Source organism: Thermosipho sp. 1070 (assembly GCF_001682135.1).
GTDB lineage: Bacteria > Thermotogota > Thermotogae > Thermotogales > Fervidobacteriaceae > Thermosipho > Thermosipho affectus.
This window is the reverse complement of record NZ_CP007121.1, coordinates 1,641,443-1,656,534: the sequence shown is the minus strand read 5'-3', so window position 1 is coordinate 1,656,534 and position 15,092 is coordinate 1,641,443. Positions and strand designations below refer to the sequence as shown.

Annotated in this window: 16 protein-coding genes; 7 read left to right on the top strand and 9 right to left on the bottom strand. The window is 29.0% G+C overall.

Features of this window, described 5'->3' with window-relative positions:
* Positions 1 to 35: 35 nt before the first annotated feature.
* From Y592_RS08465 to Y592_RS08455, 3 genes are all read right to left on the bottom strand, one after another.
* Positions 36 to 794, bottom strand: coding sequence for an SPASM domain-containing protein (locus Y592_RS08465; protein ID WP_088368957.1), 759 nt, complete (start codon positions 792 to 794; stop codon positions 36 to 38).
* A gap of 18 nt (positions 795 to 812) precedes the next feature.
* The gene (locus Y592_RS08460) at positions 813 to 1,400 is read right to left on the bottom strand and encodes a 4Fe-4S cluster-binding domain-containing protein (RefSeq protein WP_088368956.1); all 588 of its coding nucleotides are present in this window, start codon (positions 1,398 to 1,400) and stop codon (positions 813 to 815) included.
* Between the two features lie 294 nt (positions 1,401 to 1,694).
* Entirely contained in the window at positions 1,695 to 1,922 is a 228-nt protein-coding gene (locus tag Y592_RS08455; RefSeq protein ID WP_088368955.1) for a hypothetical protein, read from the bottom strand.
* 653 nt (positions 1,923 to 2,575) lie between these two features.
* Between Y592_RS08455 and Y592_RS08450 the strand changes: the two genes are divergently transcribed.
* From Y592_RS08450 to Y592_RS08425, 7 genes are all read left to right on the top strand, one after another.
* Positions 2,576 to 2,773, top strand: coding sequence for a hypothetical protein (locus tag Y592_RS08450; protein WP_075666544.1), 198 nt, complete (start codon positions 2,576 to 2,578; stop codon positions 2,771 to 2,773).
* A gap of 249 nt (positions 2,774 to 3,022) precedes the next feature.
* Positions 3,023 to 3,196 carry a hypothetical protein gene (locus Y592_RS09125; protein ID WP_156858191.1) on the top strand — a complete coding sequence of 58 codons (174 nt, stop codon included), beginning with the start codon at positions 3,023 to 3,025 and terminating at the stop codon, positions 3,194 to 3,196.
* Between the two features lie 363 nt (positions 3,197 to 3,559).
* Positions 3,560 to 4,897, top strand: coding sequence for a radical SAM/SPASM domain-containing protein (locus Y592_RS08445; RefSeq protein WP_075666543.1), 1,338 nt, complete (start codon positions 3,560 to 3,562; stop codon positions 4,895 to 4,897).
* Entirely contained in the window at positions 4,894 to 6,258 is a 1,365-nt protein-coding gene (locus Y592_RS08440; RefSeq protein WP_075666542.1) for a radical SAM/SPASM domain-containing protein, read from the top strand. The genes Y592_RS08445 and Y592_RS08440 overlap by 4 nt, the downstream gene beginning before the upstream one ends.
* A gap of 21 nt (positions 6,259 to 6,279) precedes the next feature.
* Complete coding sequence (locus Y592_RS08435) at positions 6,280 to 6,486, top strand: hypothetical protein (protein ID WP_075666541.1); 207 nt, start codon at positions 6,280 to 6,282, stop codon at positions 6,484 to 6,486.
* Positions 6,487 to 6,495: 9 nt separating this feature from the next.
* On the top strand, positions 6,496 to 7,320 hold the full coding sequence (locus tag Y592_RS08430) for an ABC transporter permease (RefSeq protein ID WP_088368954.1): 825 nt from the start codon (positions 6,496 to 6,498) through the stop codon (positions 7,318 to 7,320).
* A 9-nt stretch (positions 7,321 to 7,329) separates the two neighbouring features.
* The gene (locus Y592_RS08425) at positions 7,330 to 8,025 is read left to right on the top strand and encodes an ABC transporter ATP-binding protein (protein ID WP_088368953.1); all 696 of its coding nucleotides are present in this window, start codon (positions 7,330 to 7,332) and stop codon (positions 8,023 to 8,025) included.
* A 222-nt stretch (positions 8,026 to 8,247) separates the two neighbouring features.
* Here the strand turns inward: Y592_RS08425 and Y592_RS08420 are convergent, their stop codons facing one another.
* Genes Y592_RS08420 through Y592_RS08395 form a run of 6 tightly spaced genes read right to left on the bottom strand, consistent with a single transcriptional unit; the run spans position 8,248 to position 15,070 of the window.
* Positions 8,248 to 9,216, bottom strand: a complete 969-nt coding sequence (locus Y592_RS08420) for a TIGR01212 family radical SAM protein (RefSeq protein ID WP_088368952.1) — start codon at positions 9,214 to 9,216, stop codon at positions 8,248 to 8,250.
* Positions 9,174 to 10,415: an amidohydrolase gene (locus Y592_RS08415; RefSeq protein WP_075666538.1), complete on the bottom strand. Its 1,242-nt coding sequence runs from the start codon at positions 10,413 to 10,415 to the stop codon at positions 9,174 to 9,176. The genes Y592_RS08420 and Y592_RS08415 overlap by 43 nt, the downstream gene beginning before the upstream one ends.
* Positions 10,412 to 10,750, bottom strand: a complete 339-nt coding sequence (gene rsfS, locus Y592_RS08410; RefSeq protein WP_075666537.1) for a ribosome silencing factor — start codon at positions 10,748 to 10,750, stop codon at positions 10,412 to 10,414. Before rsfS ends, Y592_RS08415 begins: the two co-directional genes overlap by 4 nt.
* A 5-nt stretch (positions 10,751 to 10,755) precedes the next feature.
* Positions 10,756 to 12,063: a bifunctional folylpolyglutamate synthase/dihydrofolate synthase gene (locus Y592_RS08405; protein WP_237254755.1), complete on the bottom strand. Its 1,308-nt coding sequence runs from the start codon at positions 12,061 to 12,063 to the stop codon at positions 10,756 to 10,758.
* A gap of 3 nt (positions 12,064 to 12,066) precedes the next feature.
* Entirely contained in the window at positions 12,067 to 14,661 is a 2,595-nt protein-coding gene (locus Y592_RS08400) for a valine--tRNA ligase (RefSeq protein ID WP_088368950.1), read from the bottom strand.
* Positions 14,654 to 15,070 (bottom strand): GGDEF domain-containing protein, encoded by a 417-nt coding sequence (locus Y592_RS08395; RefSeq protein ID WP_075666534.1) that lies wholly within the window; start codon positions 15,068 to 15,070, stop codon positions 14,654 to 14,656. Before Y592_RS08395 ends, Y592_RS08400 begins: the two co-directional genes overlap by 8 nt.
* Between the last annotated feature and the right edge of the window lie 22 nt (positions 15,071 to 15,092).

Here is a 15,092-nt window from a genome sequence, read left to right as displayed (position 1 = left end):
ATCATTCTGTTGATATTGAGTAATACATTTTGTTGTTAATTTATACTTAAAAATAAACGTTCAGTCAACGTTTTTACAATTTCACAGTTATTATGTGGAATAGATGCATCGGATGATTTTTCAAAATAATATTGCTTAAAAACGCAACCTTCACAAAAAAAAGTTAAAAAACACTCTTTGCAATTTTTGTCAAGAAGTTTTGAGTTTAAAATTTTATATTTACTTTCCATTTTTTTTAGATTTTCTTTTATTGTTTTTATTGGAGCTTGAATACTACCAAAAGCAAATTTGGAATCTCCAACAACTAATTGACAAGGATATATATCGCCAGAAGCTGATATAGCAACACTGGATATTCCAGCATTACAATAATATTCTGTAGGTTTGGAATTGATCAAAATACTTATATATTCTTTCAGTTTATATTCCAAATCATAAGGTCTTTCTAATATTTTTTCTATTTCCTTTAAAGTATTATCATTTTCTATAATTAAATTCTCATCGCAGCTCATTACAGGTCTAATTAAAATATCTTCAATATCAAATTCATTCTTAAAAAATTCTTTTAAATCTTCGTGACTAATTCCAAATATTAAATGTTGCTTTGTATAAGTAACTTCTATTGCTTTTGGTTGATTTATTTCTTTTAAAATATTAAGATTTTCAACTATCCTATCATATGATGGTAATCCTTTTTTAAAAGGTCGTAATAGATTCTGTATCTTTTTTGGACCATCAAAGCTCACAATTATTTCATAATTAAAATGATTATTTTTCTTAAGTAATAATATCAATTTCTCAACTACTTTTTTTTAAACTCCCAGCCCAGTTATTATATTAATTTTCGGCATATAAATTATTTGTTGTCTCATTATTTTTTTATTTAAAATTTCGATTGTCTTACATATTCCTTCTATGTTTACTAATGGTTCTCCACCAAAAAATTGAATAGTTTCAATTTTGTCATAGAGTGAATAAAATACGTTAATCGATTTTTCTAAAATATCCAAACTCATTATTTCTGATTTTCCATATGTTCCTCCTTTCCCATAACAATAAACACATTCTAGCGGACATTCTTGCGCAATAAAAAGTGCTAATCTTTCTAATTTTTTTGTTTTTTTATCTTTTTGACTGTTATATTGAACAAGCTTTTTAATTTCTTCAATTGTATTTTTTAAATCTTTCAGCTCAAAATCCTTTTTTTTAAATTTTTCTCTTAGTTGTGCTTCATTTTTGTTTAAGAGTTCTTTGAAAAATTGAAAATTTTGTTTATCTAGAACATATAATGTTAGAGTAGGTTTATGTAATAATAAACCTTTATCATTTTTACGATAAAAAAGCTTAAAATTACTTTTTATGTTTTCCAAATGTTTAAAAATGAATTCAAGCTCTTTCATTATTTCACCCCTATATATTGGCTAAAATTCTGAATAAAAGTAGTCCCTCACAAATTTTAAGAATTACTATTTATAAACGTCCTCCACCTTGTTTAATAAGGTGGAGGACAATTTTAAAGTTATGGTGTTAGTTTTCCTTCTTTACAACTACCACAAAGAAAATAACCCGTACATCCTGCATTCAAAACTTTATCAAAATTTTTTGAAGAAATAACAACTTTTTTCATGTTATCCCCTCCTTTTCTTTTAAGATAATCCCGGCCCGGGATTCATGATGTATTTTAAATTATATTATTAGTTGTTATAAAATCTTTGTTTTGCTATAGTAAACGGATCACATATAAACTTTCCATTAAGATTTCTAATTTTGTGCTTTTCAAGCTGTATAGGTAAGTACACATTATACTCGGGTAAATCAACGACGTAATATGACTTAAATTTTATGCAATTTGTACTTTTATGTGTAATTTTAAGATTTTTATCCAAAAAAACAAAAGATGCATCCTTGAAAATTTCATTCATAATATATCGTTCCTTTTGATATTTTTTTCACTAACGAAAAATATTTTTTTAAACAAATTACAATTCTATTTTATAAGATATATAAGCGCCTATCAATCTCTAAAAATTTTCATATAGTGCGTTTTTTTTTTTTTTTTAACCATAATTATAGCAAAAATACTTGAAATTTTAAAATGTTTCTTATTATTTTGCATAATTATTACGAATAATTTGATTTATGCTTTATAATATAATATCTAAAATAAGAAGGTTTTATTATTAACATTGCACAAGACCATAAAAATGTGGTTTTATTTGTTAATTTTTCTATTTCTAACAAAAATATTTTTTCATTTTTTTATTATAAAATTTAACTTTTACAATTTAGGAAATTTTTTTGATAAGCGTAGCAATTAAATATTTTTCCTAACCCAATATTTTTATATATTTTTTAACATATTTTCATTTGATTTATCAGTATAGGAACTACAAAACTATATGTAGTAATGCTAATTAAATGTACATATGTTTTACTAAACCATAGTTATATAGATGATGTTAATATATAAAAACATAAAATTATTATACTTGTAATTTAAACGTAGATTTTGTATAATTTTACTGAAATATTCAAAAAATTAATCAAAAACTTTATTGAAAAGGGAGGGAATTATATGGAATTTTTAAACAAGCCGGTTGTAAACGATAAAGTATATCTTTCCTTTTGTGATGGAGAAAGAGGACTTTGTGGAGATGTTAAAAATTGCGACGGTTGTGCAAACAAAGAGGAATGTTCACCAAATGTTTCTTGTAATGAAGGCTGTAAAAAAAGACATTGGTGGAATTGGTTATTTCCTTGGCTTTATGAGTAAGATAATCGAACAATAAAATTTAAATCATAAAACTTTAATACGTACATATACATTATTCGTTAATATATTTTAAATAAATTAGAAATATTTTAAAATAAAAAGCATTTTGTAAATAATTATGGTTAAAAAAAAAAAAAAAAAAACTTATAATTGAAATTTTTCGAGGTTGTTATATTTTCATGTAATTTATACAATACATTATAGAATAGCTGCTCTACATATTATTTTATATCAAGGTGGGGATTTTTTATGGAATTTATCAATAATCCTACAAGAGGAGATATCGAACCACTTTGTTGTGATGATGGCAATTGTACAGAATGTACAAATGAACAGGAGTGTAATCCAAATGTTGGTTGTGACCCAAACTGTGATGCTGTATGTGGTTGTAATGCATTTTGTCCTATTTGTATTATCCCTTAAATTATTTTTAAGTTCTAAATAAATTTTCTTGAGGAAAGGAGAAAAAGTATGGAATTCTTAAATCTTCCAAAAGAAAAAGATCCAAGTTATAACGATGAACCATTGTGTTGTGATAACGGAAACTGTGACTGTATAAATAATGGTTGCATTGAGTGCATGTGTTAAAAAAAGGAGTGAAAATATGGAATTTATAAACATGCCTAATCAAGATGTAATTTTAAATTGTTGCACCGATAATCCAAATTGTGATTGTCAAAATGAGGGTTGCTATAATTGTTTATGTGAATGTTTGGTATGTTTTGAACCAAATCCAAATTGTGATAATTGCGTAGCATCAATTTAAATACTCAAGGGGGAAGTATAATGAATAAATACAAAGAATCTAAATATAATGTGTCTTTTGAGGAAGATAATAAAGTAATATTTGTGAATTATTTAACGCGTGCAATTGCAACTGTGGATAAAGAAAAAGCAGAAATGATAAAGGAGATTCTAAGAGAGCCAAATAGAGAATGGAAGGAAGAATATAAAAAATTAAAAGATGATTTAATTTATGGTGGATACCTTGTTAACAAATACTTTGATGAACTTCAACATTTAAAAATGTTAAATTATATATCAAGATATGATACAAGTAGCCCAGTATTTACCATATTATCAACGTTGCAATGTAATTTTGACTGTGTTTATTGTTATGAATCCAAAGAAGGACCTTCCATGACGCAAGAAACTGCCCAGGAAATATCCGATTATTTATGTGAAATTGCAAAGAAAAAAAGAAAGATAAGTATAGGATGGTTTGGTGGAGAACCGTTAGTAAATTTTGATGTTATAAAACTTATTAATAGAAATGTGATTGAAACATGTGATAAATATCACACAGATTTTGTTTCATCTATATCTACGAATGGGTATTTGCTTGATGAAGATAAAGCTAAATATTTTGATGAACTTAATATAAAAAATGTTCAGATAACATTTGATGGACCTCCCCAATATCACAACAAATACAGACCTTTAAAAGGGGGGGAAGGAACATTTGAGACCATTTATAACAACACAAAAAGATTGTTAGAAATGACCAAAGAAACTCACATTTCGTTAAGGGTAAACGTTGGCGTGGAAAATTATGACAAAATTCCAGAACTTCTCGAAATGTTTGATGATTTTCCAAAAGAAAGGATACGAATTTATTTTAGATGGATTTTCCAAGCAAGTGAAGATAATAGGGAATTTTACGCAAAACTTCATGAATTTAAAGGATTAAATTCATTCAAAAAAATCTCGAAATTTTATATAGAAGCTGCAAAAAAAGGATTTAAAATATTTTTCCCAATACTCACTCAAAATAGATATTGCGAGTATGATAGCATATCATCCACTGTGATAGGTCCTAAAGGAGAAATATATCCGTGTACAGTTGCAATAGCAAAGGGAGCAGTATTTGGAAAAGTAACAAAAAATGGCATTGAATATGAAAAAGAAAAGTATTTATACTGGCATAAACCAGATGCTTTTGAGGATGAAGAATGTAAAAATTGCAAAATTCTTCCAATTTGTATGGGAGGATGCAGAAATGCAAGATTACAAGGAAGCAAAGGATGTCCTGAAGAAAAACGTGATGTTGAACACTTTGCAAAGGTTTGGTACTTTACCAAAACTCTCGAAAATAAGTGTAAAATTTGTGAGGTGGAAAAGTGAAACTTTCAAAATACAATATATTAATAGAAAAAGAAGAGTACTTGATCCTTTTTAATACAATCTCAAATGCGATGCTTTACGTTGAACAATCTAAAAAAAATAAAATAAAAAAGATGTGTGAAAGTAAAAAAGTTAAAATAGGTGAATTTGAGCCAGATGAAATAGAAACTTTAAAAAAAGGATTTTTTATTCTTGACGATGATTTTGATGAAGTTGAATATTTAAAACTTAGGTTTAATGCATACAGATACAGTGATAGATATTTAAGGTATACAATAGTGCTAACTGAAAAGTGTAATTTTAACTGTGTATACTGTTATCAACAGCAAATACAATCTGTTAGTGGTAAGATGGCTTCTGAAATTCAGGAAGAGCAAATAAGTCAATTAATAGAAGAAACAAAAAGAAGATTTGAGAGCCAAAAACCAAAAGTTTTGAGTGTTACATTTTATGGAGGAGAACCGTTATTATCGTTGGAAAAGTTAATTTTTATAAGTGAAAAATTTAGAGAGTTAAGTAAAAAATATCAAGTTGAATACAGACCATTCATAGTAACAAATGGTTATTTGTTAAACAAAATAACAGCGAAAAAATTAATAAAGGTTGGTATAAGATCCGTTATCATAACAATAGATGGTACAGAAGAGATTCACGATAAGTATAGAAGACTTTTAAATGGTGGCCCAACTTTTTCGAAATTGATTGAGAATATAGAAAAAATACACAAGGATATGCAAGTACAATTAAGGATAAATATTTCTAAAGAGAGCGTTAATTCTGTAAAAAAGTTAATAAGCTTTATAGTTGAGAAGAGATTAAATGTAACCTTTGATTTTCAAATGATAGAAGTTGTTAAAGAATTTTCTAATAAATTTGAAGATACACCACTAACACTCCAAGAATTTTCGAAAATAGAGATAGAACTTTACAAGGAAATTCTTAAATATTTACCCGAATATTCATTTAATCCATTTAAAAATCTAAAATTTGCACGTTGTGATGCTTTGTGTTTAAACAGTTTTGTAATTGATGTGGATGGAAGCGTTCACAAATGTTGGGGAGAAGTTGGAAATAAAGTGACTATTGCTGGAAAATTAACAAATGAAGGTATAAAATTGAATCAAAAGTATACCAAGTGGTTGGTTTATGAACCATATGAAGATAAAGAATGTCAAAGTTGTATAGTATTTCCAGCTTGTATGGGAGGGTGTACGTTTAATGCCGTTGTTGTAGATAAACTTCACGGGTCTCCAGCTAAAAAACCATACAGGTGTATATCTATGAAATATAATATAAAGGATATTATTGAGGTTGTGGCAAATCAACAATTAAAATTGAGAACTTACTCAAACCGTGTTTAGAATTTAAGAAGGAGGAAGAACATGGAATTTTTAAACAAGCCGGTTGTAAACGATAAAGTATATCTTTCCTTTTGTGATGGAGAAAGAGGACTTTGTGGAGATGTTAAAAATTGCGACGGTTGTGCAAACAAAGAGGAATGTTCACCAAATGTTTCTTGTAATGAAGGCTGTAAAAAAAGACATTGGTGGAATTGGTTATTTCCTTGGCTTTATGAGGAAAATAAATAAGGTGAAAGAATGGAAAATTTTATAAAATTTGCAGTAAAATTGTTTGGATTTATAAAACGGGATGTAATTATCTGGTTTTCGTACCGGACACAATTTATTTTGGGATTTTTAAGTGGATTTGTTGGAATAATACAATTTGGGCTCATAGGGAAATTTATAGCTGGTGGTAATTATTTTCCATTAATTGAAAAATATGGTGGAGATATTCTTGCATATTTTATAACTGGATCAGTATTCATGTCTTATACAAATCTTGCATTATCAACTTTCAAAGCGTCAATACAAAGAGAACAAAGAATGGGAACACTTGAATATTTCTTGCTTTCAGATACGCCATTTTGGCAACTTTTCGCATTCAACTTTTTAAGTGGCTTTTTGTTTACAACCTTTAATATTTTATTTATATTTTTTGCACTTGTGTGGTTATTTTCTGTAAAAATAAATCCAAATATTTTTGCATCTTTTTTGGTTTTGCTTGTTGTAATGCTTCCGCTTATAGGAATTGGACTAATTTCAGCTGCAATAATACTTATAACAAAAAGAGGTGATCCAGTAGGGTGGATATATTTTACACTCACAGGTCTTTTTTCTGGAATATACTATCCAGTAGAAATTATGCCGAAATTTATAAGAGGAATTTCGTATCTTCTTCCATCAACGTATGGTATGGATCTTTTAAGAAAAACTTTACTAAAGGGCTATAATGTAGTTCAAATAAGAACGGGATTCCTTGTTATGGTAATAATGGGTTTGGTGTTAATACCATTTGGTGTTTGGTTATTTAAATTATCATTTAATAAAGCAAGAAAGGAAGGTACTCTTGCATGGTATTGAGGAGGTTTTATGCTTGAAATAATTAATGTAAGTAAAAAATATAAAAATGGAACAATAGCACTACAAGATATAAACGTAACTGTTAGAAAAGGAGAAAAAATAGCACTTTTTGGAGAAAATGGAGCTGGAAAAACTACTTTGCTAAAAATAGTGGCAACATTTTTAATCCCAGATAACGGGAATGTTTTCTTAAATGGTATTGATTTGTTTAAACATGAAAAATATGCCAGAGAAAATGTATCAATATCAACAGGAACTGAAAGAAGTTTTTACTATAGATTGAATGTTAGACAAAATTTAGAGTTTTTTGGAAGACTTAATGGTTTGTATGGGGAAAAATTGCAAATAGTCATAGATAAAGTTATTGAAGAAACAGATTTAAAAGATTTTGAAAAGGTAAAATATATGGAGTTATCCAAAGGTTTAAAAAGAAGACTGGATATAGCAAGGGCAATAATGAAAGATTCTGAAATATATATTTTTGATGAACCTACAGCCGGAGTTGATCTTAAAACTCGTCAAAGTATATACAATATTGTAGAAGAACTTATAGAAAAAGATAAAATAATTTTTTTTGCAACGCACGAAATTGAAGAATTAAAAAAAATGCACAAAATAATTGTCTTAAAAAAAGGAAGAAAGATTGGCGAAATAAATACTAATGATTACAACAAAATAGAAGAAATATTGTTAAATTACATTTGAATAAAAACTTGTAATTAATACAAATACGATATAAATTCAAAATAAATGAACTTTATTTTCTTAGAACAAGCTAAATTATCATTAGACCAAATTGAATGACTGAGTTCAAAATAATTTTATCTTTCTTAATGTCCTCCTTATTGGGAGTAAAAATCTTTTATGACTTTCAGCAATCTTGATAAAATATTATTTTTTCAGTGGTTATAACTCCACATAAAAGTTCTAATGTAAATCATTTTGAATATTTTTAAATTTTTCAGTTTTTGGAGTATACCAGCTTAAAAAATTTTTTCCTTGATAGGTTTCTTTTTCGGCAAGCTTTCTTTCAATAAGGTTTATAATTTGGATTTTAGGTTTTCCCCAATTTCCAAATATTGTTCCTTCTCTAGGTGGATCTGCAACTAATCTATGTATAACGATCTTTGGAGAAAGGTATTCTAAAAATCTAATAGTCCTTTCGACGTAGTCTTCAAGAGAACCTATCTTTATCTTTCCTTGTTCAAACATTTTACCTAAAATAGTGTTTTTAACAATATAAAGTGAATGAATTTTTACACCATCAACTCCAAGTACAGATAATATTTTAGCAGTTTCAATAACATCGAGCATGTTATCATTAGGAAAATTCAATATCACATGTGAGACTAGTTCAAATCCCCTATTTTTAACCTTCATTATTGCATTTATATACTCGGCAAGTGTATGTCCTCTGTTCATTTTTGTAAGAGTGTGATAGTTTGCTGTTTGAAGTCCCATTTCAATAGATACGTCTATCTTTTCTTTAAGTTCTTCAAGAAGATCGAGTATTTCATCAGAAATACAATCAGGTCTTGTTGAAATGGAAATTTGAACTATGTCTTTCTCTATAACCTGATAATAAATATCTTTCAATCTTTCAATTGGAGCATAGGTGTTTGAGAAGTTTTGAAAGTAAGCTATAAACTTTTTTGCACCTTTGTTTATATATCTTTTTTTCATTTCATTTATTTGGGATTTTATATCAATATCTTTAATAGTTGTAAAACCGCTTCCTGTTTCATCACAAAATAGACAACCAAATTGTCCGTTTTCACGATTTGGGCAAGTAAATCCTGCATTTATAGGTAATCTATAGACTTTAGTTCCATATCTTTTTTTTAATTCAACGCTTAATTTTCTGTACCTATAACCTTCTTGTAGGAATTCGAAAATTGTTTATAGACCTCCTTTTCATCAATTGTTGGGAATTTTCCATTGAAATATATAAATTTACCGTCAACCATTGTGGCAAATATACTTGTTTTTGAGTGGATTATATGTTTTTTCATATTATCAACAGGGAAAAAGCTTGGGTTATTTAAATTTATAATAGTAAAATCTGCAGGTTTTCCAATTCCAATTGTTCCTCCGTTTAAATTCAACGCTTTATATCCGTCGTATGTGATCATTTTAATTGCTTTGTCCACTGAAAGATTTTTTGGATTGTCTTTCTTTTGAAGAAGAGTTGCAAGTCTTGCTTCAAATAATATATCGATAGAGTTATTACTTGCAGGCCCGTCAGTTCCTAATGTAACGGGTAAATCATTATTGATAAATTTTGTAACAGGTGCAATTCCGTTCCCAAGTTTCAAATTACTTGATGGATTATGTGAAATATAGACGTTATAGTTCTTTAATAATTGAATGTCGTTGTCGTCTAAATGGATGCAATGTACAGCCAAAAGATGATTATTAGCAATACCTGTATCAAGGATTTCTTTTAGACTGTATTTTTCTCTTTCCCACTTGTTTTCAAAAAGATGTATGGTTATTGGAATATCTAATTCTTCTGAAATTTTTGAGATTTCTTTTAAAGCTGGTATAGAGCAAGTATAAGGGGCATGTGGCCCAAGACCTATAAATATTCTATTATCATATCCGTGCCATTTGTTGTATAACTTAAGGGATTCGTTTAGTCTAGTTTTTTCGATTTTGTCATTTTCTGATACTAACCCACGTGTTAACAAAGCCTTTATACCAAAATCGGCTACCGCTTGTGCCACTGCATCCTCGAAAATATACATATCACAAAAAGCAACTATACCATTTTGGGCCATTTCCATTAGTGAAATTAATGTAGAATAATATACCGTTTTGTAGTCCAGTTTTTCTTCTAATGGAATAATTGTTTTAAATAACCAATCATTAAATGATACATCTTCAGCTATTCCTCTAAAAATTGACATTGCCGCATGAGTGTGTGTATTTACAAGTCCGGGAATAATAAGTTTGTTCTTTAGCTCTATTATTTCATCATCTTCTTGTTGTAAATTGTGTTTTATCTCTACTATTGTTCCATTTTCGACTTTTATATCTAATTTTTCTGGATTTTTTTCCCAGCTTTTTAATACATATGCGTTTTTTAGGATCATTCTTTACTCACCTTTATTCTTTTGGCGTCGATCCATAAGCCTTCTAAATCATAGAATTCTCTGGCATCATCTTTAAATATATGCACAACTATTTCATCTGCGTCAATTATTAACCAATCATGATTTTCTTCCTTATCATAATATATAATCTCCATCCCGTTACCTTTGAGTAAATCCAGAATAGCTTCTTTTAAACTGTTCATATGTGTATTACTATTTGCAGTTAAAATTACAAAAAATTCAGTTGGAACATTTGTTTTTGACATGTCTAATATAACGGGATCTATTGCTTCTTTTTCAATCAATGTTTTCCAAATTAAATCAAGTATTTCCAAAAATGTCACCTCCTCATTAAATTTAATTCTTCATCTATATACCCATTTTCCAAATAACTTCTTATATAACCTACAAGATAAAAAGAACCAGTTACTACCTTTAATTCAGAACGGTACTTTTGAAGTTTTTCCAATGCTTTTAAAGGGTCTTTGACAAATTCAACCGAATTACAGTATTCTTTTGTTAGCAAGAACGTCTCTTCACAATTAACTGCCCTATGTGAAGGTGGGCAAGTAACTATTATATGATCAAATTTTTTTGATATTTTTTCTATTACTTTTCTCTTATCTTTATCATCAAGGATGCCAAAAACTGCAACTTTCGATTTGTTTTTAAAGTATATATCCAGGTTCTCAACGAATTTTTCAGCAGCTTGCGGGTTGTGTGAACCATCTAGAAGAATATTTTTATAAAGTTCAAATCTTCCTGGGATAAAAGCTCTTTTGAAGGCATCATTTACCACATTTTCATTTAATGGATTAAATATCTCAAAGGCTTTGAGTGCAATTGCAGCGTTTATAGGTTGGTGAGTACCATTTAGTGATATTTTTATGTCCTTTATGTCTTTATCCCCGTAATAATTAATTGAATTTTCATTGAAACTCAATTTATTTATTTCAAAATTAAAATCTTTTCCCAACTCGTAAACTTTTGCACCTTTTTTATTTGCAATTTCATAAATAACTTCTTTTGCAGTATTTGGAATACTTCCAATAACAACAGGAGTATTCTCTTTTATTATTCCCGCTTTTTCAAAAGCTATTTTTTCTATTGAATTTCCTAAAATTTTTGTATGCTCTAAACTAACAGTTGTTATAACAGAGACTTTAGGAATAATAACGTTTGTTGCATCAAATCTTCCACCTAGTCCTACTTCAATTGTTGAAATTTCTACATTTTCGTTTTTGAATATCTCAAATGCAATAGCAGTTGCAAATTCAAAAAAGCTAGGAGAATAATCTATACCTTTTTTATCTAAGACTTCTGCTGCATTTTTAATTTTTTCAAAGGATTTTAGAAAAGTATTTTTACTTACTTTTTCTCCGTTAATTAAATACCTTTCCAAAATAGATGATAAATGGGGAGAAAAATATCCCCCCGTTTTAAATCCATGAAATCTAGATAAGTAATGCAAAAACGTTGTGGTACTCCCTTTTCCATTTGAACCAGTTACGTGAAAAGAAGAGAAAGTTTTTTCTGGATTGTTAAGTATATTTAAAAGTTCTTCTATTCTGTATAGACCTATCTTTATTTTACCAAATGGTCTGTTGAAATAAAGATATTTTAGTGCTTCTAAATAAGTCACAGTCATCCCTCACATTAGTGATTTTAGAATTTTTTTGATCTTTTCAATTTGCCCTTCGATATTCGAGAGTTTTTCCTTTGTTTCTTCTATTATTTCTTCTGGTGCTCCTTCCAGGAATTTTTTGTTGTTTAGTTTTTTTCTGAATTTCTCCGCATCCTTTTCTAGCTTTTCAATTTTCTTGGTTAATCTTTTTACTTCAGTATCAATATCTATCAAATTGCCAAGTTCTACAAATATTTCGTTTTCATTGTCGACATATGCACTTGCCGCTTTTTCAGGTTTCATGTTTGAATAACTTATACTTTCAACTTTTGCTAGAGTTTTTATGTAAAGTTCTTCCTCTTGATCAAATTTTATAGTTGAAACTATGTTTACTTTTTTGCTTTGAGGTATATTAACTTCTGCTTTAACGTTCCTTATACCTTTTATTATGTTCTTTAACAATTCAAATCTTTTTTCCGCAGTTTCATCTATTAAGTTATCATCAATTTTCGGCCATTCTGAAATAGTTATAGATTCACCATCAGTTGGTAATTTTTGCCACAATTCCTCCGTTATAAATGGCATGAATGGATGAAGAAGTTTTAAGCTATTATCTAATACTTTTACCAATACATTTTGAACAACTGTTTTGTCTTCAGAATTAAGTCGTGGTTTTGAAACTTCGATATACCAATCACAAAGTTCATCCCAGAAGAAATTGTATATTTCCCTTGCCGCAAGATTAAAATCATATGATTCAATTGCGCTGGTTACATTTTTAATTGTTTTTTGAAGTTTTGAAAGAATCCATCTATCCGATAAGTTTAAATTATTTAATTCTTCTTTTTCGAAATCTTTTAGATTTAAAATCACAAATCTTGTTGCATTCCAAATTTTGTTTGCAAACTTTTTACTTGTTTCAATGTGTTTTAAATCTAGTTTTATATCTCTACCTTGTGCAGCAAGTAATGCAAGTGAAAATCTCATGGGGTCTGCTCCGTAATCTTCAATTACATCTAGTGGATCTATTCCATTACCAAGTGATTTACTCATTTTCCTTCCAAATTTATCACGTACTAGTTGATGTATGTAAACATCCGAGAACGGTTTTTCACCCATAAATTCATATCCCATCATGATCATTCTTGCTACCCAGAAGAATATAATATCAAATCCTGTAACTAATACATTGGTTGGATAAAATTCCTTTAAATCAGATGTTTCATCTGGCCAACCAAGGGTACTAAATGGCCAAAGTGCAGAGGAGAACCATGTATCAAGCACATCTTCTTCTTGACGTAAATTTGTGCTTCCACATTTTTCACAAACGTGTACTTCTTCTTCAGATACGTTTATATGGCCACAATCTTTACAATACCAAATTGGTATTCTGTGGCCCCACCAAAGTTGTCTACTTATACACCAATCTCTTATTTCATACATCCAATTCAAATACACTTTCTTCCATCTGTCTGGATAAAACTTTACTTCTCCATTTTCCACAGCTTCTATTGCTCTTTTGGCAAGTGGTTCCATTTTAACAAACCATTGATCCATTAGCATAGGTTCAATAACAGTGTCACATCTATAACAATGTCCTACGGAATGTTGTAATGTTTCAACTTTTACTAAATATCCTTCTTTTTCCAGGTCTTCGACAATCTTTTCCCTTGCTGTATCTCTGCCAAGACCTTGATATTTCCCCGCATTCTCATTCAGTGTTGTATCATCGTTAAATATGTTGATAAATTCGAGGTTATTCCTTTGGCCAATAAGATAATCGTTTGGATCATGTGCGGGAGTTACTTTTAAAGCCCCTGTACCAAATTCTGGATCAACATATGGATCTGCAATTATTTTTAATTTTCTTCCTATAAGTGGTAAAATTACTTCTTTACCAACTAAGTTCTTATATCTTTCATCTGAAGGGGATACAGCAACAGCGGTATCTCCTAGCATGGTTTCTGGACGAGTGGTGGCTATAACTATTTCTCCAGCACCATCAGCAAATGGATACCTTATATAGTAAAGCTTACCTTCATGCTCTTTGTGTTCTACTTCTTCGTCAGATAAAACAGTTTTACACCTTGGACACCAGTTTACAATGTATTTTCCCCTGTATATTAATCCTTTTTTGTATAATGATACAAACACTTTCCTAACGGCTTTTGATAACCCTTCATCTAAAGTAAATCTTTCTCTAGACCAATCCACAGAAGCTCCAATGGCTTTTATTTGATCTTTTATGGTCTTTCTGTATGTATTTGCCCATTCCCAAACAATTTCTAAAAATTTTTCCCTGCCAAGCTCCTCTCTTTTCTTTCCTTCCTTTTCTAAATTTTTTTCTACAGCAGTTTGAGTTGCAATTCCCGCGTGATCTTCACCTGGTAGCCAGAGCGTTTTGTATCCATTCATTCTTTTAAATCTAACTAATATATCTTGTAATGTGATGTTTAAAGCGTGCCCCATGTGGATTTTACCCGTTATATTTGGCGGAGGAATTACAATAGAGTATTTTGGCCCATCTTTTTTAGGTGAAAAATATCCTTTTTCCAACCAAAAGCTGTACAATTTTTTTTCAATTTTATTTGGAGCGTATCTTGTGCCTATCTCATTATTCACTAGGAGCACCTCCTACAGCTTCGATTTTTATTTTTGTCTCTACTTTGATATTTTTATTTCCATAATTTAAGAGTAAATAATCTAGAGAATCTTTTATTCTATTTGCTATTTGTTTGGCAACTATTTCATTAATACCGTGTAAGATTAATACAAAGCTTTTTTCAGATGAACGACATACAAAATCTTTTGGTATTCTAACGCTGTGTTTTATTATCGATGCAATTCTTGCTATAACAAAGTTAATTTCATTGATATCAGTTGATTCAAATTCTAAATCTAAATATATTAGATAAAACAGTGTTTTTGATTCTTTAATTAGCGGATAGATATGGTTAAAAAAGTCTTTATTAGGTAATCTTGTAGTTTCATCAACCCAATTTCCATTAAAAAGATTTAATAGGTATTCCATACTTTTTCCTCCCGTTTTTTTT

Excerpts from the sequence above, each read along its gene's own strand:
- Y592_RS08460 (WP_088368956.1), bottom strand. The coding sequence starts at position 1,400 with ATGAAAGAGCTTGAATTCATTTTTAAACATTTGGAAAACATAAAAAGT.
- Y592_RS08455 (WP_088368955.1), bottom strand. The coding sequence starts at position 1,922 with ATGAATGAAATTTTCAAGGATGCATCTTTTGTTTTTTTGGATAAAAAT.
- Y592_RS08450 (WP_075666544.1), top strand. The coding sequence starts at position 2,576 with ATGGAATTTTTAAACAAGCCGGTTGTAAACGATAAAGTATATCTTTCC.
- Y592_RS09125 (WP_156858191.1), top strand. The coding sequence starts at position 3,023 with ATGGAATTTATCAATAATCCTACAAGAGGAGATATCGAACCACTTTGT.
- Y592_RS08445 (WP_075666543.1), top strand. The coding sequence starts at position 3,560 with ATGAATAAATACAAAGAATCTAAATATAATGTGTCTTTTGAGGAAGAT.
- Y592_RS08435 (WP_075666541.1), top strand. The coding sequence starts at position 6,280 with ATGGAATTTTTAAACAAGCCGGTTGTAAACGATAAAGTATATCTTTCC.
- Y592_RS08430 (WP_088368954.1), top strand. The coding sequence starts at position 6,496 with ATGGAAAATTTTATAAAATTTGCAGTAAAATTGTTTGGATTTATAAAA.
- Y592_RS08425 (WP_088368953.1), top strand. The coding sequence starts at position 7,330 with ATGCTTGAAATAATTAATGTAAGTAAAAAATATAAAAATGGAACAATA.
- Y592_RS08415 (WP_075666538.1), bottom strand. The coding sequence starts at position 10,415 with ATGATCCTAAAAAACGCATATGTATTAAAAAGCTGGGAAAAAAATCCA.
- Y592_RS08405 (WP_237254755.1), bottom strand. The coding sequence starts at position 12,063 with ATGACTGTGACTTATTTAGAAGCACTAAAATATCTTTATTTCAACAGA.
- Y592_RS08395 (WP_075666534.1), bottom strand. The coding sequence starts at position 15,070 with ATGGAATACCTATTAAATCTTTTTAATGGAAATTGGGTTGATGAAACT.